The 17965-nt window shown below is 70.3% G+C and carries 21 protein-coding genes; 17 read left to right on the top strand and 4 right to left on the bottom strand.

The genetic code is table 11. The annotated features are described in order from the left end of the window. Position 1: 1 nt before the first annotated feature. Complete coding sequence (locus ABD817_RS02685) at positions 2–997, top strand: LysR family transcriptional regulator (RefSeq protein ID WP_344914582.1); 996 nt, start codon at positions 2–4, stop codon at positions 995–997. A 12-nt stretch (positions 998–1009) separates the two neighbouring features. Here the strand turns inward: ABD817_RS02685 and ABD817_RS02680 are convergent, their stop codons facing one another. Next, positions 1010–1876, bottom strand: coding sequence for an EamA family transporter (locus ABD817_RS02680; RefSeq protein WP_344914580.1), 867 nt, complete (start codon positions 1874–1876; stop codon positions 1010–1012). 95 nt (positions 1877–1971) lie between these two features. Here ABD817_RS02680 and ABD817_RS02675 point away from each other — a divergent pair, with 95 nt between their 5' ends. The 5 genes from ABD817_RS02675 to ccsA are packed head-to-tail and all read left to right on the top strand — an operon-like array spanning position 1972 to position 6521. Then, a complete protein-coding gene (locus tag ABD817_RS02675; RefSeq protein WP_344914578.1) occupies positions 1972–2610 on the top strand; it encodes a histidine phosphatase family protein in 639 nt (212 codons plus the stop codon). Positions 2611–2666: 56 nt separating this feature from the next. Further along, positions 2667–3236 carry a TlpA family protein disulfide reductase gene (locus tag ABD817_RS02670; RefSeq protein ID WP_344914576.1) on the top strand — a complete coding sequence of 190 codons (570 nt, stop codon included), beginning with the start codon at positions 2667–2669 and terminating at the stop codon, positions 3234–3236. A gap of 27 nt (positions 3237–3263) precedes the next feature. Then, on the top strand, positions 3264–3998 hold the full coding sequence (locus tag ABD817_RS02665; RefSeq protein ID WP_344914574.1) for a cytochrome c biogenesis CcdA family protein: 735 nt from the start codon (positions 3264–3266) through the stop codon (positions 3996–3998). Further along, the gene (resB, locus tag ABD817_RS02660) at positions 3998–5569 is read left to right on the top strand and encodes a cytochrome c biogenesis protein ResB (RefSeq protein ID WP_344914572.1); all 1572 of its coding nucleotides are present in this window, start codon (positions 3998–4000) and stop codon (positions 5567–5569) included. Before ABD817_RS02665 ends, resB begins: the two co-directional genes overlap by 1 nt. Continuing rightward, complete coding sequence (gene ccsA / locus ABD817_RS02655; protein WP_344914570.1) at positions 5559–6521, top strand: cytochrome c biogenesis protein CcsA; 963 nt, start codon at positions 5559–5561, stop codon at positions 6519–6521. Before resB ends, ccsA begins: the two co-directional genes overlap by 11 nt. Before the next feature lie 166 nt (positions 6522–6687). Here the strand turns inward: ccsA and ABD817_RS02650 are convergent, their stop codons facing one another. Beyond that, positions 6688–6987 (bottom strand): PLD nuclease N-terminal domain-containing protein, encoded by a 300-nt coding sequence (locus tag ABD817_RS02650; protein ID WP_344914568.1) that lies wholly within the window; start codon positions 6985–6987, stop codon positions 6688–6690. Positions 6988–7100: 113 nt separating this feature from the next. Here ABD817_RS02650 and ABD817_RS02645 point away from each other — a divergent pair, with 113 nt between their 5' ends. Both ABD817_RS02645 and ABD817_RS02640 read left to right on the top strand, forming a co-directional pair. Further along, on the top strand, positions 7101–7934 hold the full coding sequence (locus ABD817_RS02645) for a hypothetical protein (protein WP_344914566.1): 834 nt from the start codon (positions 7101–7103) through the stop codon (positions 7932–7934). Between the two features lie 10 nt (positions 7935–7944). Continuing rightward, entirely contained in the window at positions 7945–8184 is a 240-nt protein-coding gene (locus ABD817_RS02640) for a hypothetical protein (protein WP_344914565.1), read from the top strand. 236 nt (positions 8185–8420) lie between these two features. On the opposite strand, the gene ABD817_RS02635 is transcribed toward ABD817_RS02640, so the two are convergent. Continuing rightward, positions 8421–8660, bottom strand: coding sequence for a BldC family transcriptional regulator (locus tag ABD817_RS02635; RefSeq protein ID WP_012887349.1), 240 nt, complete (start codon positions 8658–8660; stop codon positions 8421–8423). 263 nt (positions 8661–8923) lie between these two features. Here ABD817_RS02635 and ABD817_RS02630 point away from each other — a divergent pair, with 263 nt between their 5' ends. After that, positions 8924–9121 (top strand): DUF4229 domain-containing protein, encoded by a 198-nt coding sequence (locus ABD817_RS02630; RefSeq protein WP_329089065.1) that lies wholly within the window; start codon positions 8924–8926, stop codon positions 9119–9121. Here the strand turns inward: ABD817_RS02630 and ABD817_RS02625 are convergent. Further along, complete coding sequence (locus tag ABD817_RS02625) at positions 9105–10421, bottom strand: hypothetical protein (RefSeq protein ID WP_344914564.1); 1317 nt, start codon at positions 10419–10421, stop codon at positions 9105–9107. The genes ABD817_RS02630 and ABD817_RS02625 overlap by 17 nt on opposite strands. 78 nt (positions 10422–10499) lie before the next feature. On the opposite strand from ABD817_RS02625, the gene ABD817_RS02620 reads away from it, so the two are divergent. The 8 genes from ABD817_RS02620 to nuoF all read left to right on the top strand — a co-directional run bounded on the left by ABD817_RS02620 (position 10500) and on the right by nuoF (position 17900). Continuing rightward, positions 10500–11225: a demethylmenaquinone methyltransferase gene (locus tag ABD817_RS02620; protein WP_344914563.1), complete on the top strand. Its 726-nt coding sequence runs from the start codon at positions 10500–10502 to the stop codon at positions 11223–11225. A 149-nt stretch (positions 11226–11374) separates the two neighbouring features. Beyond that, complete coding sequence (locus ABD817_RS02615) at positions 11375–12652, top strand: geranylgeranyl reductase family protein (protein ID WP_344914562.1); 1278 nt, start codon at positions 11375–11377, stop codon at positions 12650–12652. 130 nt (positions 12653–12782) lie between these two features. Next, positions 12783–13142: an NADH-quinone oxidoreductase subunit A gene (locus ABD817_RS02610; protein WP_329089076.1), complete on the top strand. Its 360-nt coding sequence runs from the start codon at positions 12783–12785 to the stop codon at positions 13140–13142. A 2-nt stretch (positions 13143–13144) separates the two neighbouring features. Then, positions 13145–13696, top strand: a complete 552-nt coding sequence (locus tag ABD817_RS02605; RefSeq protein ID WP_030916695.1) for a NuoB/complex I 20 kDa subunit family protein — start codon at positions 13145–13147, stop codon at positions 13694–13696. Beyond that, positions 13693–14379, top strand: a complete 687-nt coding sequence (locus ABD817_RS02600; RefSeq protein WP_344914559.1) for an NADH-quinone oxidoreductase subunit C — start codon at positions 13693–13695, stop codon at positions 14377–14379. The genes ABD817_RS02605 and ABD817_RS02600 overlap by 4 nt, the downstream gene beginning before the upstream one ends. After that, positions 14376–15755, top strand: coding sequence for an NADH-quinone oxidoreductase subunit D (locus tag ABD817_RS02595; RefSeq protein WP_344914557.1), 1380 nt, complete (start codon positions 14376–14378; stop codon positions 15753–15755). The genes ABD817_RS02600 and ABD817_RS02595 overlap by 4 nt, the downstream gene beginning before the upstream one ends. Beyond that, positions 15752–16483 (top strand): NADH-quinone oxidoreductase subunit NuoE, encoded by a 732-nt coding sequence (gene nuoE / locus ABD817_RS02590; RefSeq protein WP_425583232.1) that lies wholly within the window; start codon positions 15752–15754, stop codon positions 16481–16483. The genes ABD817_RS02595 and nuoE overlap by 4 nt, the downstream gene beginning before the upstream one ends. A 130-nt stretch (positions 16484–16613) precedes the next feature. Continuing rightward, positions 16614–17900, top strand: a complete 1287-nt coding sequence (gene nuoF / locus ABD817_RS02585; protein WP_344914556.1) for an NADH-quinone oxidoreductase subunit NuoF — start codon at positions 16614–16616, stop codon at positions 17898–17900. Positions 17901–17965: the final 65 nt, after the last annotated feature.

Below are 17965 nucleotides of genomic sequence, written 5' to 3'. Positions count from 1 at the left end.
CATGTTGGATCTCAACCGGCTCAAGGCCCTGCACGCGGTCTCCGTCTACGGCTCCGTGGGCGCCGCGGCCGAGGCGCTCATGGTGACCCCCTCCGCGGTCTCCCAGCAGCTGGCCAAGCTGGAGCGGGAGACGGGCGCGGTCCTGCTGGAGCGCAACGGGCGCGGGGTGCGGCTGACCGACGCGGCCGGGCTGCTCGCCGACCACGCCGAGCGCATCCTCGCGCTGGTCGAGACGGCGGAGGCCGACTTCGAGGCGCTGCGCGGCGCGGTCGTGGGGCGGCTGGGCATCGGCGCCTTCCCCACCGCGGCCCGGGGCCTGATGCCCGCCGCGCTCGCCCTGCTGCGCACCCGCCACCCCGACCTGCGCCTCCAGCTCATGGAGCGCGAGCCGGAGCGGCAGGTCCGCGAGGTGGCCAGGGGAGAGCTCGACCTCGCGGTGATCCAGGACTGGATGAACCGCCCGATGGCGATCCCCGAGGGGCTGTCCCGGGCCACGCTCTTCGACGACATCGCCGACGTGATCCTGCCCGCGTCCCACCCGCTGGCGGATCGTCCCGAGATCGGGCTCGCCGAACTGTCCGGGGAGGGGTGGATCAGCTCCTCACCCGGCACGATCTGCCACGACTGGCTGGTCTACACGCTGCGCTCGGCCGAGCTGGAGCCGGAGATCACCTGCATGGCGGACGAGTACCCGACCCAGATGGCCCTCGTCGCGGCGGAGCAGGGATGCGCCATCATCCCCCGGCTGGGCCGCGACTTCGTCCCGCCGGGGGCACGGGTCGTCCCGATCCGGTCGCGCCCGACGCGCAGGATCTACGCGCTCTGGCGGAACGACGCCGCCCGCCGCCCGGCCATCCGCGCCGCGGTCGAGGCGCTGAAGGCCGTCTCCGCCGACTTCCGCGGCCCGGTGTCCGAGCCCGCCGGGCCGGTGACGGCTCCGGCGGCGGTTTCCCCGGTTTCCCCGGTTTCCCCGAGCGGGCCCGTCGTCTCCGGATAACGGCGTCTCCGCTCAGCCGAGGGCGATCGTCACCACGCCGCCGACGATGACGCAGGCGGCCAGCAGCCGCCGGGTCAGGTCGCCCTCGGCCAGCAGCCTGCCGCCGAGCACCACCGCCACGAGCACGCTGACCTCCCGTACCGGGGCCACCACGCTGATCGGCGAGAACGTGAACGCGGTCAGCGCGAGGAGGTAGGAGAGCGGCATCAGCACCGCCGCGCCCAGCACCCGCGCCCGGTGCTCGTGCCAGACGGGCAGGATCAGGCCCCTGCGGCGGGCGCCGAGCACCGGCGAGGTGAGGACCAGGGTGCGGCCGAGGTCGCCGCCGTAGTTGAGCAGGATCGGCGCGACCGCGAAGGCGCTCACGACCTGCTTGTCCCAGACGGTGTACGCCGCGATGAACAGCCCGGTGGCCAGCCCGAACCCGATCCCGCCCAGGTCCCGGCGGCTGGGCCGGCGCGCCGCGCCGAGCAGGAGGACGCCCGTCCCGACCAGCAGGATCCCCGCGACACCGACCGGGCCCGGCCGCTCGCCCAGGAACAGCACGGCGACCAGGCTGGCCAGCAGCGGCCCGGTACCGCGGGCGATCGGGTAGACCATCGACAGGTCGCCGTGCCGGTAGCCGCGCTGGAGCAGCATGAAGTAGCCCAGGTGCAGCGTGGTGCTCGCGGCGATCACCCCGAGGTCGGCCCAGGAGGGGCCGGCGCCGCCGAGGAGGAGGTAGCCCGCCGCGACCGGGGTCCAGACCAGCGTGGACGCCGCGGCCACCATCCAGACGAAGACGACGCCGTCGGCCTCGGCCGCCTGCTTGCTCATCAGGTTCCAGCAGGCGTGGGCGACGGCGGAGGCGAGGACGAGGGCGAGCGCGAGGGGGCTCACGCGGTGACCCTATCCTGCTCCATCCCGCCCCACCCGCCCCGAGTGGCCCACCTGCCCGGCCACCAACCCATACCTGTCGGTAGGCTGGCGACACCATGGCTGAGACCACCGTCGTTCACCTCCTGCGCCACGGTGAGGTGCACAATCCCGCTAACGTCCTGTACGGCAGGCTTCCCGACTACCACCTCTCCGACAACGGCCGCCAGATGGCCGAGACGGTGGCGAAGGCGGTCGCCGGACGGGACGTCACCGCGCTGTTCTCCTCGCCGCTGGAGCGCGCCCAGGAGACGGCGGCCCCGTTCGCCGAGATCTTCCACCTGGACGTCACGGTCGACGAGCGCCTCATCGAGGCCGAGAACATCTTCGAGGGACTCTCCCTCGGCAGGGGCGACACGCTCTTCCGCAACCCGCGCTTCTACCGCTACCTGTGGAACCCGGTCCGCCCCTCCTGGGGGGAGCGCTACACCCACCTGGTCAGCCGGATGAGGGCCGCGATCGACGCCGCCCGCGACGCGGCGCGCGGCCATGAGGCGATCATGGTCAGCCACCAGCTCCCGATCTGGACCATCAGGCTCGCGGCCGAGGGCAGGCGCCTGCCGCACGACCCGCGCCGCAGGCAGTGCGGCCTCGCCAGCCTCACGAGTTTCTCCTTCGAGGGAAACCGTCTGATCAGCGTCGGATACAGCGAGCCCGCGGCGGCGCTCGTCAAACGCCCCACTGTGCCGGGCGCCTGACCCCGCCGGTACAGTAATTGCTCTACCGGTTGTAGTACAGGGAGCCTCCGTCACCCATGCGCGCACAATCCTTCGCCGCCGCCGCGCTGCTGATCGCCGTGGCCGGATGCGCCGGAAACCAGGGATCGCAGCCGCAGACCGGCGACACCCGCTTCGTGGCGGGTGACGGCAAGATCACCCTGTTCCAGGTCGCGGACCGCAAGGTCGCCCCGCCCGTCGAGGGGGAGACCCTCGACGGGGGCACCGCGACCCTCGCGGCGCACAAGGGCAAGATCGTGGTGGTCAACTTCTGGGCCTCCTGGTGCGCGCCCTGCCGGGCCGAGGCGCCGGTGCTCAAGGACATCTCCGCCAAGACGAAGGCGGATGGCGTGGAGTTCCTCGGCGTCGACTTCAAGGACCGCAAGGCCGACGCGCTCGCCTTCGAACGCAGCCACCAGCCGGGTTACCCGAGCATCTTCGACCAGCCGGGCAAGGTCGCGCTCTCCTTCCAGGGCACGGTCCCGCCCGCGGCGATCCCCTCCACCCTGATCATCGACCGTCAGGGCCGGATCGCCGCCAGGGCCCTCGGCGCGGTCAAGTACAACGACCTCCTCGACGCGGTGACCAAGGTCGGCGATGAGCGCTGACGCCTCCGGGCGACGGCCGGGGCCGTCATGAGCGCCGACCTCGTGGGCACCGTCGCCGGTGGCTCGCTGGCGCTCGCGCTGCCGATCGCGGTCGCGGCCGGGCTGGTGTCGTTCCTGTCGCCGTGCGTGCTGCCGCTGGTCCCCGGCTACCTGTCGTACGTGACCGGCATGAGCGCCGACCCCAGGCGGGGGCGGATGGTCGCGGGCATCGTGCTGTTCGTCCTCGGCTTCGCCTCCGTGTTCGTGGCCGGGGGAGCGCTCTTCGGCGGACTCGGCGCGGCCCTGTTCGGCAACGCCGGGATCATCACGCGGGTGCTGGGCGCCCTCACGATCGTGCTCGGCCTCGCCTTCATGGGGGTTATTCCGGGCCTGCAGCGCGACTTCCGCATCCACCGGCTCCCGGCCGCCGGGCTGGCCGGGGCGCCCCTGCTCGGCCTGGTGTTCGGCCTGGGCTGGACCCCCTGCATCGGCCCCACCCTCGCGGTCGTGCTCACCCTCGGCCTGAACGAGGGCAGCGCCGGTCGCGGCGCGCTGCTCGCCTTCGCGTACGCGCTCGGCCTCGGCCTGCCGTTCGTGGCGGCCGGGCTGGTGTACAGCAGGGCGCTGCGGACGTTCAAGGCGGTACGCCGGCACTCGCAGCTGATCACGCGGGTGGGCGGCGTCATGCTGGTCGTCGTCGGCGTGCTGCTCGTCACCGGGCTGTGGGAGCAGCTCGTCGCGATGACGCAGGGCTGGGTCGGCGGATTCGAGCCGGTGATCTGATGGTGTCCGTCGACCCGAAGACGGGGGAGCGAGCGGTGGACGAGGCGCGGCGGCCCGCCGGGCTCGGGGTCGCAGGGTGGGCGCGCTGGTTCTGGCGGACGCTCACCTCGATGCGGACCGCGCTGATCCTGCTGTTCCTGTTCGCCCTGGGCTCCATCCCCGGCTCGATCTGGCCGCAGCGCGGCGTCTCCGACGCCAAGGTCTTCCAGTACTTCGACGACAGTCCTCGGCTCGCCGAGTGGCTGGACCGGTTCTGGCTGTTCGACGTGTTCAGGGCGCCCTGGTTCGCCGCGATCTACCTTCTGCTGTTCGTGTCCCTGATCGGCTGCGTGCTCCCCCGTACCGCGACCCACCTGCGGGAGCTGCGCAGGAAGCCGCCCGCGGCGCCGCGCAACCTGGGCAGGCTGCCGCAGCACGCCTCCTTCGAGTCCGACCTCACCGTCGAGGAGGCCGCCGCGAGGCTGCGCGCCAGGCGGTTCCGGGTGACCACCGGGCCCGGCTGGGTCGCCGGGGAGAAGGGCTACCTGCGCGAGACCGGCAACCTGCTGTTCCACGTGGCCCTGCTCGGCCTGCTGGTCGCGGTCGGCGCCGGGACGCTGTACGGCTACCGGGGCAACGTGCTGGTCGTGGAGGGCGAGGGGTTCGCCAACACGGTCGCCGCCTACGACCGCTACATGCCCGGCCAGCAGGTGAACGCCGAGTCGCTGGAGCCGTTCTCCTTCACCGTCGACGACTTCCAGGCGACCTACATCGCGAAGGGCGAGAAGGCGGGCCAGGCCCTCGACTACGAGGCGCGGCTCAAGGTCGAGGACGCTCCCGGCGCCGCCCCGCGCGACTACGTCCTGAAGGTCAACGAGCCGCTGGACGTCAACGGCACGCTGAGCTACCTGATCGACCACGGCTACGCGCCGACCTTCAGGATCACCGACGGCGAGGGCCAGGTCGCCTTCGACGGGCCGGTGCCCTGCCTGGTCGTCCAGCCCGCCACCTTCACCTCCGAGTGCGTGATCAAGGTCCCGGACGCGCGGCCCGAGCAGCTCGGCCTCCTCGTCGGCTTCCTGCCGACGACCGTCCCGATGGGCTCCGAGTGGGTCTCGGTCTTCCCCGGCGCCGCCAACCCCACCGCGCAGGTGTACGGTGCCTTCGCCGGTGACCTGGGCCTGAGGGACGGCCGGCCGCAGTCGGTCTACGAGCTCGACCCGGCGAGCCTGAAGAAGATGAAGCCGCTGGTCATGAAGGCCGACCCGCTGGCGGTCGGCGAGAAACTCACGCTCCCGAACGGCGCGGGCTCGATCGAGTTCACCGGCGTCAGGGAGTGGATCGCCCTGCAGATCACCCACGACCCGGGCCGGATGCCCGCGCTCGTGGCCTCGGTCCTCGCCGTCGTCGGCCTGGTGCTCACCCTGACCGTCCGCCGCCGCAGGATATGGGTGCGGGTCCACGGGGACCGCCAGGTCGAGGCGGGCGGTCTCACGCGCACCGAGGGCGGCGATTTCAGCGAGGAGTTCACCGAGATCGTCTCCGCCTTGAACCCAGGAGTTCCGAATTCAGGAGTGAAGGATGTCCGCTGAGGTTGACGCCGGCCTCGCCACGTTGAGCGACCAGCTCATCCTGGCGACGGTGCTGCTCTACGTCGCCGCAATGATCGCTTACGCCCTCGACCTGGCCTTCGGCCGGTCGGCGGGGGCGTCGGCCCGCGCGGCCCGGCCCGTCCTGGCCACCGTCGGCGGAGGCGGGACCCCGGCCGCCGGCTCCGCCCCGGCCGGGGACGGTCCCGCGCCCAAGGCGCCTCCCGCCTGGGCGGTGTGGGCGGGACCGGTGGCCGTCGGGCTGAGCTGGCTCGGCTGGGCCGCCAACCTCGCCTCCGTCCTCACCCGTGGCCTCGCCGTGGACCGGTGGCCGTGGGGCAACATGTACGAGTTCGTGGTCGCCATGTGCCTCGCGGCGGTGAGCGCGTTCCTGTTCATGCAGCTCCGCTACCCGGTCCGCTTCCTGGGCGCGTTCGTCACGGTCGCCGCCGCGCTGGGGCTCGGTTTCGCCGTACGGTACCTGCACGTGCAGGCCGGTCCCGTGGTGCCCGCGCTGAACTCGTACTGGGTCGCGATCCACGTGTCCGCGGCCATCGTCGCCAGCGGGCTGTTCATCGTGGCCGGGGTCTCCGGCATTCTTTACCTGGTCAGGAAGGACAGCGCGGTCCGGCTGCCGTCCCGGCAGGATCTGGAGCGGGTCGCGCACCGGGCCATCGTGATCGGCTTCCCGATCTGGACCTTCGCCGTCATCGCCGGGGCGCTCTGGGCGGACAAGGCGTGGGGCCGCTACTGGGGCTGGGACCCCAAGGAGATCTGGGCGTTCATCACCTGGATCGCCTACGCCGCCTACCTGCACGCCAGGGCCACCGCGGGATGGAAGGGCAGGGCGGCCATGATCGTGCAGCTCGTCGCCTTCGCCTGCCTGCTGTTCAACCTGGTCGGGGTGAACATTTTCCTCGGGGGTCTGCACTCCTACGCCGAGGTTCCCGGCTGATTCTCGACGCCGAGATTTCCCCGGCCCGATTTTTCGCATCGGAATTTTCCGGCGAATTCCCGGGCCGGGTTTTCCGTTGATTCTTCACACTGGATTCCCCGCGAGTTTCCGCGCCGGAATTCGGTCGGCCGTAACAGTCGTATCGGCCGGTCGATAGCTCGCTCTCTCAGTCGTCGTCGCGCAGGCGGCGGTCGAGATCCTTGAGGAAGTCGGGGTCGTCGTCGGGGCCCTTCGGGGCCTCGGGGCGCGGCTGCCTGTTCTCGGGCGGGAGGGGGCGGGGGGCCCTGGGGCCGGTCGGCCGGCCGAGTAACAGCCAGAAGGCTCCCCCGGCGATCGGCATCAGCACCACGATGAGCACCCAGAGGAGCTTGGGCAGGTTCCTGGACTCCTCGTCCGGGGTGGTGATGACGTCGAACAGGCAGTAAAGCCAGAAGGCGAGTATCGCCAGACCGACAAGCAGGGGCATGCCCGAACTGTAAGCCATCGTGGGACCGGTTGCGGTCCGGCCCCGTGTTACGGATGACTGGCAGGGGTCCCACCCCGTACCTTAGAGCCGTTGCCACTTCCCCAGGGGGTGTGATGGCACATTCGGGCGACAAGGGCCGCCATCGACGGCGGTGGTGGCAGCGGGGTCCGGCCGCGCGTGCGGACAGTGCCGTCAGGGAGGCTCCGCGTGAGGTCCCCCGCGAGCCGGAGCGCCGGGTCGGGACGGTCACGGCCCCGGTGGCCGACCGCCCGCAGTACACCTGGAAGGACTTCGAGCTCGACGACAGTCCCCGGGCCCAGCCCAACTCCCCCGACACCCCCGACCTGGGTGACGGCCTGCGCCACTGCGGGCGCCTGGAGCGCATCCTGCACCGCCAGTGGGACTCGCGGTGGGAGACACCGCCCCCCGAGGTCGTACGGGCGGTGGAGAGCCTGGCGAGGCTGCCCGACGTGCTGAAGGACAAGCTGGCCGACGGCCTCGACGGCATCTACGTCGGCGCTGGCGGGGTGCCCGACCTGGACGACATGGGATACCTGCGCGGCGCGCCGCTCCCCTCGGGCCGGGCGACGTGGGACGTCTGCGCGGGGGCGTACGGCGACCGCAAGATCGTGGTGGGAGACCGGCCCTCGCCCACCCCCGACGTGATGATGCACGAGGTCGGGCACGCCCTGGACGACGTGGACGCCACCCACGGCGACTGGGTGTCCGACTCCCCGGAGTTCGCCGCCCTCTACGCCCAGTGCGTTCCCGTGCTGGCCTCGGGGTTCCATCTCCAGGCGGGCGACCTGGGCCGCAAGGAGTTCTTCGCCGACGCCTTCGCCGCGATCGTCTCCCGGCAGCGCCCCGCGCTGGTCGACATGCTGGGCGGCGACACGCGGATGGCGCTCAACGTCATGTTGTTCTTCAACCGGCGCTACGGAATCTAGGTGATCTGGGATGTACGTCGTCAGGCTCGCTGACGGGACCCTGCGCGTGCCGCAGACCCTGGCCGGCGATGACGGGCGTCTGATCGGCAACGCCTACGTGGAGGTCTCTCCGGGAGACCCCGACTACGACCGCTGGCTGGCCGAGTCGCTCACCGAGGAGGAGTGGGCCGAGCGGCGCCGCCGGTGGCTGGAGGAGAACGACGAGCTGGAGCGGGAGTTCCTCGCCTTCAAGGCCGAGCAGGAGACCTAGGGGGCTTTTCGGCGAGGCTTCGGCCGGGCGAGCCGGGCCGGGACCGGGGAGATCGGGGGCCGGAGCGCGCCGGGGGGTTCCGGGTGCGGAACGCGGCGGCGGGCCCGGCGGGCGGGTGGCCCGGTGACGGGGGAGGTCACCGTCCGTATCGTGTCGTATCTCACACGACTCCACGGTGACCCTGCGGCTTCCGGGTAAGGCGCGCAGGATCACCGATGGTGTGACGTCCTAAGTCGTCAGACGCGCGGGGACTCGCCTGCCGGCCGTTCGGCCGTCAAGACGTCCTCTCCACGCAGAAGGGCGTGCACTTCCGACTCGCGGAAACGCCGGTGCCCTCCGGGGGTACGGATGCTGCTGATGCGGCCTGCCGCGGCCCAGCGTGTAACCGTCTTTGGGTCGACCCGGAAGAGGGCGGCAACCTCTCCGGGCGTCAGCAGACGCTCGCTGCTACTCTCCACAATCTCTCCCCCTCGCATCCCGCTTCCTGCCAGCGGGCGGACAGGTAACCAGTGTGCCGAGCGAAGCCTGATTTATCCGTGGTTTTCAACAAAGATCACGGGTTGTTATCTACTGCCTGCCCGATTGTTATATGATAGAGCCTTTTTGGGACTCTCGTGGGTGTTTCTTTACGAAACAGATCTCTTGGGAAGACTAGCAGCGCTCGCAGTCGATGCGAAGAGTTACCGCTACAGCCACCGCGATCGCGAGGCCGTGAGTGGAGTGACGTAGCCTCGACGCTGTGCATCCCGTCATCGTTTACACCGCGTCCCGGGTCGGCCTGCTGGCCGTGAGCCTGGGAGTGCTCTATATCCTCGGCCTGCGCCAGCCCCTGGTCCTGTTGATCGCCGCATTCCTGGTCAGCGGTGTGGCCAGTTACGTCCTGCTCTCGAAGCAGAGGGACGCGGTGAGCGAGCGAATCACTAAGAATCGGGAGTGATCGGCAACGGGAACATGCCGACTCGGGCATGGTACTCGTGACCAAGGCGGGTTGTGTCACTACCAACCAGTAATCCACCGGGATGCGCGAGGAATGCCTTGACCCCGATTCCGCGTTCCCGCGTCGGGTTCCATGTCAGTGCCTTGCCGGTGCGCGGATGGATCGCGCCGATCCCCGGCCGTGCCACCGCCCCGGGGCCCGCGGAGTCGTGGCCGCCCGGATTGTCCAGCCAGCGCTGGTGCCCGCCGACATAGACGGCCGCCCCCGTCGCCGCCACCGCGTACAGCGAGTCGCCCCCGGTGTGGTTCACCCACGTCGGCTCCACCGCGCCGCGCGCGCCGGTCTCGAAGCGGGCGGCGGTGTCGCACATCCTGTCCCGGCCCCCCGGCCCGCCGGTCGTGACGACGGCGAGATAGCTCCCGTCGGGGGCGAAGTCCAGACCCCGCACGTAACCGGGGAAGTCGGCCATGCACCTGCCCCGGTAGGCGTCGGTCCGCCACGGCGCGACCGTGGCCGGTGCGGCGGGGCCCGGCGCGGGGGCGTCCGGGGCGACGACGGCCGGAGGTGTGACGTCGATCAGGCCGAGCTGGGCGCGCGGCAGGCCGCCGAGGGTGGTGAAGTCGCCGCCGACCGCGAGCCTGCCGGGGCCGAGGGAGATCGCGTGGACCCTGGTCCTGCCTCCCCTGGGCGCGCCGGGCTCGATCGTGAAGGACGGGTCGGCCGCGCCGGTGACGGCGTCGAGCCTGGCCAGTGCCGTACGGGCGACCCGGCCGACGCGGGTGAAGTCGCCGCCCGCGTACAGGTGGCGGCCGAGCCTGGCCAGGCTGGTGACCGTGCCGCCGTGGACCTGGGCGCCGAAGCGGGGGAGCGGGGAGCCGTCGGAGAGCCGGAGCAGGGCCAGGCCCCGCGTCTGGGCGTCGCCGGTCCTGGTGAACCGCCCGCCCGCGTAGACGGTGCCGCGGACCCCCGCCGCCAGGGCCTGGACCGGGCGGTCGAGGCGCGGCGCGAAGCCGGGCAGGATCCGGCCGGTGGCCAGGTCGTAGGCGAAGAGGTTGGCGCGCGGCAGCACCCTCGCCACCCCGGCGCTCCCGGCCTCGCGCACCTCGCCGAACGAGCCGCCGACCACCACCGTGCCGCCCACCAGCGCGATGGCGTTGACGATCCCGTCGAGCACGTGAGGGGTGGTGTCCACCGGATCGGCCGAGACGACCCCGCTGTGCTTCGTGGTGCCGGCGGCGGCGACCCCCGGGGGGACCAGGGTGAGGGCCGCGACCAGCGCGTAAGTGGCTCTGGCAAACATTCGACAATTTTTAGCATGCTCTAGGTAATGGAATGACTACTTTCCGTGGATTGTCGGGGCGGCCCTAGGGTGGGGGTCATGACGCGCGCTTCTCTGGACAAGCAGCCGCACGAGGTCGCCGCGATGTTCGATCGCACGGCCAGGCGGTACGACCTTGTCAACGACGTTATCTCCCTGGGCCAGGTCCGGCTGTGGCGCAAGGCCGCCGCCGCGGCCGTCGACGCGGGCCCCGGGGAGCTCGTCCTCGACCTCGGCGCGGGCACCGGTACGTCCACCGACGCGTTCACCGCGCTGGGCGCCCGCGCCATCGCCTCCGACTTCTCGCTCGGCATGCTGAGCACCGGGGTGAGGCGCAGGGGCGGCTCGGGCATCTCCGGAGGAGGGGTGCGGGGCGTCAGCTTCGTCGCGGGCGACGCGCTGCGGCTGCCCTTCGCCGACGGCGTCTTCGACGCGGTGACGATCTCCACGGCGCTGCGCAACGTGCACGACACCGGCCGGGCGCTGCGCGAGATGTACCGGGTGGCCAGGCCGGGCGCGCGCCTGGTGATCCTGGAGTTCTCGCACCCCACGCCGAAGTCCTTCGACCTCGTGTACTCGCAGTACCTGATGAGACTGATGCCGCAGGCCGCGAAGCTCTTCGGGTCCAACGACGACTCCTACGAGTATCTGGCGGAGTCGATCAGGGCCTGGCCGGACCAGGCGGGGCTGGCGAAGATCATTCAGGGGGCGGGCTGGGAGCGGGTCGCCTGGCGTAATCTGACCCTGGGAATCGTGGCCCTTCACCGTGCGTACAAGCCCGCCTAGAAGATTCGCGGGCGATGACAACACCCGCCTGACACTTTGCCCTGCAAAGGCGTTAGACTTCGGCGCGACAAGTTTGTGAAGACCTTCACAAAGGAACGAAAGGCCCCTTACCCCGAGGCCCCTTAAGCGTGTAGGACAGGACAGGTCCCGTGACCGTGCCAGCCGCCACACAGCGGAAAGTCGCTGAGGCTGACGCCGACGTCATCGTCGTCGGCGCCGGGCCCGCCGGTTCGACAACCGCTTTCCATCTCGCGCAGGCCGGGCTTGACGTCCTGCTGCTCGAGAAGACCACCTTCCCCCGCGAGAAGGTCTGCGGCGACGGGCTGACGCCCCGAGCGGTCAAGCAGCTCATCGCGATGGGGATCGACATCGACGCCCCCGGCTGGGTCCGCAACAAGGGCCTGCGCGTGGTCGGCGGCGGGATGCGCTTCGAGCTCGACTGGCCGGAGCTGTCGAGTTACCCCGACTTCGGCCTGGTCCGCACCCGCCAGGACTTCGACGAGATCCTGGCCGCGAACGCGGTCAAGGCGGGCGTCCGCCTGCTGCAGGGCGTCAACGTCACCGCCCCGGTCCTCGACGAGCGCAGCGGGCACATCGTCGGCGTGGTCGCCAGGCGGGACGGCGAGGAGGTCACCTACCGCTCGCGGCTGGTGGTCGCCGCCGACGGCAACTCCACCCGCGTCTCCCTGGCGATGGGACTGCACAAGCGCGAGGACCGCCCGATGGGCGTCGCCGTGCGGACCTACTTCGAGAGCCCCCGCCACGACGACGACTACCTGGAGACCTGGCTGGAGCTGTGGGACGGCGACACCCTGCTGCCCGGCTACGGCTGGATCTTCGGCGTCGGCGACGGCACCTCCAACGTGGGCCTGGGGCTGCTGAACACCAGCGAGTCCTTCAAGGGCATGGACTACCGCGACCTGCTCAAGCGCTGGGTGAAGGGCATGCCCCCCGAGTGGGGCTACGTCGAGGAGAACATGACGGCCCCCATCAGGGGCGCCGCGCTGCCGATGGCCTTCAACCGCCAGCCCCACTACACGCGGGGCCTGGTGCTGGTGGGCGACGCCGGTGGGATGATCAACCCGTTCAACGGCGAGGGCATCGCGTACGCGATGGAGACCGGCCACATCGCCGCCGAGACGATCGTCCAGGCGCTCGGCAGGGTGACCCCGGCGCAGCGGGAGCGCGTGCTGCGCGCTTACCCCCAGACGCTCAAAGACGCATACGGTGGATACTTCACCCTCGGCAGGGGATTCGTGGAGCTGATCGGGCATCGCGGAGTGATGAACTTCGCCACCCGTCACGCGCTGCCGCACCCGCACCTGATGCGGTTCGCGCTCAAGCTCCTTGCTAATCTCACCGACCGGCGGGGTGACGCGTCCGACCGCATCATCAACGCCCTGTCGAAGGTGGCGCCACCGGCATGAGGTCGACGAGGTCAGCGAGTGCCGAGCACCCGGAGCCGGGGGCGATGATCGATTTGCCTAGACTTTCGAAATACACCACAACGCAGAGCTACGCGCCGGCGCGCGTGGAGATGGGAGAGGAGGCGTAGCGATGGAGTTGTACGCACCCATCCTGGTGCTCGCCGTTCTCGCGGCGGGATTCGCGATCTTCTCGGTGACGATCGCCCCCTTCACCGGTCCCAAGCGCTGGAACCGCGCGAAACTCGACGCCTACGAATGCGGCATCGAGCCGACGCCCCAGCCCGTGGGCGGAGGACGCTTCCCGCTGAAGTACATGGTCACCGCGATGCTGTTCATCGTGTTCGACATCGAGATCATCTTCCTCTATCCGTGGGCGGTCGCGTTCGACCAGCTCGGGATCTTCGGACTGGTCGAGATGCTGCTGTTCATCGTCACCGTGCTCGTGGCCTACGCGTACGTGTGGCGCCGCAAGGGTCTGGACTGGGACTAGATATGGGTCTTGAAGAGAAACTTCCGAGCGGGTTCATGCTCAGCACGGTCGAGCAGGTCGCCGGCTGGGCACGCAAGAACTCCGTCTGGCCGGCGACGTTCGGCCTCGCCTGCTGCGCCATCGAGCTGATGTCCACCGGCGGTCCCAAGCACGACCTGGCGCGCTTCGGCATGGAGCGCGCTTCGGCGTCTCCGCGCCAGGCCGACCTGATGATCGTCGCGGGGCGGCTGTCGCAGAAGATGGCCCCGGTGCTGCGCCAGATCTACGACCAGATGGCCGAGCCCAAGTGGGTCATCGCGATGGGCGTCTGCGCCTCCAGCGGCGGCATGTTCAACAACTACGCGATCGTGCAGGGCGTCGACCACGTCGTCCCCGTCGACATCTACCTGCCCGGCTGCCCGCCGCGGCCCGAGATGCTCATCGACGCGATCGTCAAGTTGCACGACAAGATCCAGAACACGAAGTTCGGCGCGCACCGCGCCAAGCAGATCGACGAGCTCGAACTGCAGGCCCTGCGGACGCTGCCGCTGATCGACCAGGGAACCGCCAAATGACGAGCGAACCCGCTGACAACCTCCCCAGGGTGCCGGAGGAGCCGGTCGCCCACCTGGGCATGTTCGGCGCCTCGGGCACCGGCGACACCTCGGGCTACGGCCGCCTCGTCGTGCGGCGCAAGCCCGAGCTGTCCAGCGCCCGCCCGTACGGCGGCTACTTCGACACCGTCGCCGACGAGCTGGAGCGCGCCCTCGGCGGCGATCTCGGCGACGCCGTCGAGCGCGTGGTCGTCGACCGCGGCGAGCTGACCTTCCACGTCAGGCGCGAGCGCCTGCTCGACGTCGTCAAGACCCTGCGCGACGACCCCGCGCTGCGCTTCGAGCTCTCGCTCGGCGTCTCCGGCGTGCACTACCCCCACCTGGCGGGCCAGGAGCTGCACGCGGTGATCCACCTGTGCTCGATCACGCACAACCGCCGCCTGCGCGTCGAGGTCTCCTGCCCCGACGACGACCGGCACATCCCCTCCACGGTCTCGATCTACCCCACGCACGACTGGCACGAGCGCGAGACCTGGGACTTCTTCGGCATCATCTTCGACGGGCACCCGGCGCTGACCCGCATCATGATGCCCGACGACTGGGACGGTCACCCCCAGCGCAAGGACTACCCGCTCGGCGGCATCCCGGTCGAGTACCGCGGCGCCGAGATCCCCGCGCCGGACCAGAGGAGGTCCTACACATGAGCGTCCCCTACCAGGAGACCAAGGAGACCCTCGGGGGCCCGTACGACACCGCGTACGACGAGTCCGCCGACGCCACCGAGGGCACGGTCTACACCGTCTCCGGCAACGACTGGACGGAGCTGGTCGAGACCCTCTCCGGCCAGCAGGACCAGCAGCTCGTCGTCAACATGGGCCCCCAGCACCCGTCCACGCACGGCGTGCTGCGCCTGGTCCTGAACCTGGACGGCGAGACGGTCACCGAGGCCCGCACGGTCATCGGCTACCTGCACACCGGCATCGAGAAGAACCTTGAATACCGGACCTGGACCCAGGGCACGACGTTCGTCACCCGGATGGACTACCTGGCGCCGATCTTCAACGAGACCGCCTACTGCATGGGCGTCGAGCGGCTGCTGGGCATCACCGACCGGATCCCCGAGCGGGCCCAGGCCATCCGCGTGATGATGATGGAGCTCACCCGGATCTCCTCGCACATGGTGGCCATCGGCACCTTCGGCATGGAGCTGGGCGCGACCACGCCGTTCCTCTTCGGGTCCCGCGAGCGCGAGATGGTGCTCGACGTGATGGAGTACATCACCGGCCTGCGGATGAACATGGCCTACGTCCGGCCCGGAGGCGTCTCCGTCGACCTGCCCGCCGGCGCCGTCGACAAGGTCGGCGAGCTGCTCAAGGTCATGCCGGGGCGCATCAAGGACATGCGCAAGATGCTCGACGCGAACCCGGTCTACCTGGCCCGCACCAAGGACGTCGCCTACCTCGACCTCACCGGCTGCATGGCGCTGGGCGTCACCGGCCCGATGCTGCGGGCCGCGGGCCTGCCCTGGGACCTGCGCAAGTCGCAGCCCTACTGCGGCTACGAGACCTACGAGTTCGACGTCCCGACGGAGAAGACCGCCGACGTCTACGGCCGCTACCTGGTACGGGTCGCCGAGATGGAGGAGTCGCTCAAGATCATTGAGCAGGCGCTCGACCGCCTCTCCGGGCCGCTCAAGAACGGCCGGGTGATGGTCGACGACAAGAAGATCGGCTGGCCCGCGCAGCTCGCGCTCGGCCCCGACGGCCTGGGCAACTCGCCCGACCACATCGCGCACATCATGAGCGGCTCCATGGAGGCGCTGATCCACCACTTCAAGCTGGTGACCGAGGGCTTCCGGGTCCCGGCCGGGCAGGCGTACGCCTCGGTCGAGTCGCCCCGGGGCGAGCTCGGCGCCCACGTGGTCAGCGACGGCGGGACCCGCCCCTACCGCGTACACTTCCGCGACCCGTCCTTCACGAACCTGCAGGCCATGCCCGCGACGTGCGAGGGCGGCATGGTCGCCGACGTCATCTCGGCGGTGGCCTCGATCGACCCGGTGATGGGAGGTGTCGACCGATGAGCGCGACTACGGGCCCGGCCGACGACAGGGCAGTCCCGACGAGCGGCGAGGAGGTGAGCGCGACCGTGTCCAAGGGGTACGCGCCGGACGTGCGCGAGCGCCTGGAGCGCGACGCCAAGGAGATCATCGGCCGCTACCCGAAGCCGAGGTCGGCCCTGCTGCCCCTGCTGCACCTCGTGCAGTCGGAGGACGGCTACGTCTCCGACGACGGCCACGAGTTCTGCGCCGAGATGCTCGGCGTGAGCAAGGCCGAGGTCGTGGGCGTCTCCACCTTCTACACCATGTACAAGCGCAGGCCGATGGGCCAGTACCACGTGGGCGTGTGCATCAACACGCTCTGCGCGGTGATGGGCGGCGACCAGATCTGGGACGAGCTGTCCGAGCACGCCGGTGTCGGCCACGACGAGACGACTCCCGACGGCAAGGTCTCGCTGGAGCGGCTGGAGTGCAACGCCGCCTGCGACTTCGCCCCGGTGATGATGGTCAACTGGGAGTTCTTCGACAACCAGACCCCGGCCTCGGCCAAGCAGCTCGTCGACGACCTCCGGGACGGCAAGGAGATCTCCCCGACCCGGGGCCCCAAGAAGCTGTGCACGTTCAAGGAGGCCTCGCGGGTGCTCGCGGGGCTGCCCGACGGCCTGGCCGGCGACGGCCCCTCGGCGAACGGCCCCTCCCTGGAGGGCCTGAGGATCGCGAAGGCCAACGGATGGAAGGCCCCGGAGGCATGAGCGTGCCACGGAGCGGAGCCACCACGAGCGGGCGTATCGGTCAGACCGGCGCATGCGAGCGTAACGAGCGTGCCCGCGGGCACGGCACGGCCTCGTCACGGAGCGACGGGCTGTCAGGCGAGGAGACGAAGTGACCACTCTCACCCCGGTTCTCACCGCGAACTGGGACCAGCCCAACTCCTTCACCCTGGAGGGCTACGGCGACTACTCGGCGGCCAAGAAGGCGCTGGGCATGGACCCCGACGCCGTCATCCAGGCCGTCAAGGACTCCGGACTGCGCGGCCGGGGCGGCGCGGGCTTCCCCACCGGCATGAAGTGGGGCTTCATCCCCCAAGGGGACGGCAAGCCGCACTATCTGGTGGTCAACGCCGACGAGTCCGAGCCCGGCACGTGCAAGGACATCCCGCTGATGATGGCCAACCCGCACTCGCTGGTCGAGGGCGTCATCATCACCGCGTACGCGATCCGGGCCAACCACGCCTTCATCTACGTGCGCGGCGAGGTGGTGCACGTCATCCGCCGCCTGCAGGCGGCCGTGGCCGAGGCGTACGCCAAGGGCTTCCTCGGCACCGACCTGTTCGGCTCCGGCTTCGACCTGGAGCTGGTCGTGCACAGCGGGGCCGGCGCCTACATCTGTGGCGAGGAGACGGCGCTGCTCGACTCGCTGGAGGGCTATCGCGGCCAACCTCGGCTCAAGCCCCCCTTCCCCGCCGTGGCGGGCCTGTACGCCTCGCCGACCGTCGTCAACAACGTCGAGTCGGTCGCGAGTGTTCCCTCCATCATCGCCAACGGCGCCGACTGGTTCGCCGGGATGGGCACCGAGAAGTCCAAGGGCTTCGGCATCTTCTCGCTGAGTGGCCACGTGACCACGCCCGGTCAGTACGAGGCCCCGCTCGGCATCACGCTGCGTGAGCTGCTGGAGATGTCCGGCGGCATCCGCGAGGGCCACCGGCTCAAGTTCTGGACCCCCGGCGGGTCGAGCACCCCGATCTTCACCGACGAGCACCTCGACGTCCCGCTGGACTTCGAGTCCGTCGGCGCCAAGGGCTCGATGCTCGGCACCCGGGCCCTGCAGATCTTCGACGAGACCACCTGCGTGGTGCGCGCCGTGCTCCGCTGGACGGAGTTCTACGCGCACGAGTCGTGCGGCAAGTGCACCCCCTGCCGGGAGGGCACCTTCTGGCTCAAGCAGGTGCTCAAGCGGCTGGAGAAAGGGCAGGGCACCGAAGAGGACCTGACCACGATCACCGACATCGCCGACAACATCCTGGGACGCTCCTTCTGCGCCCTGGGCGACGGTGCCACCAGCCCCATCCACTCGTCGGTGAAGTACTTCCGCGACGAATACCTCAAGCACTTCGAGATCGGCGGCTGCCCGTTCGATCACGCCCCGTCCACGGTGTGGGGTGCCCGATGAGCGCGCGGACCCAGGCAACCGGCAAGCACACCGGTAAGCACAGCACCGTCCCGGTCGCCAGGCCG

The sequence above is a fragment of the Streptosporangium oxazolinicum genome, assembly GCF_039537505.1.
GTDB classification, from domain to species: Bacteria; Actinomycetota; Actinomycetes; order Streptosporangiales; family Streptosporangiaceae; genus Streptosporangium; species Streptosporangium oxazolinicum.
The sequence above is the reverse complement of the archived record's forward strand: the minus strand, read 5'-3'. Positions and strand labels throughout refer to the sequence as shown.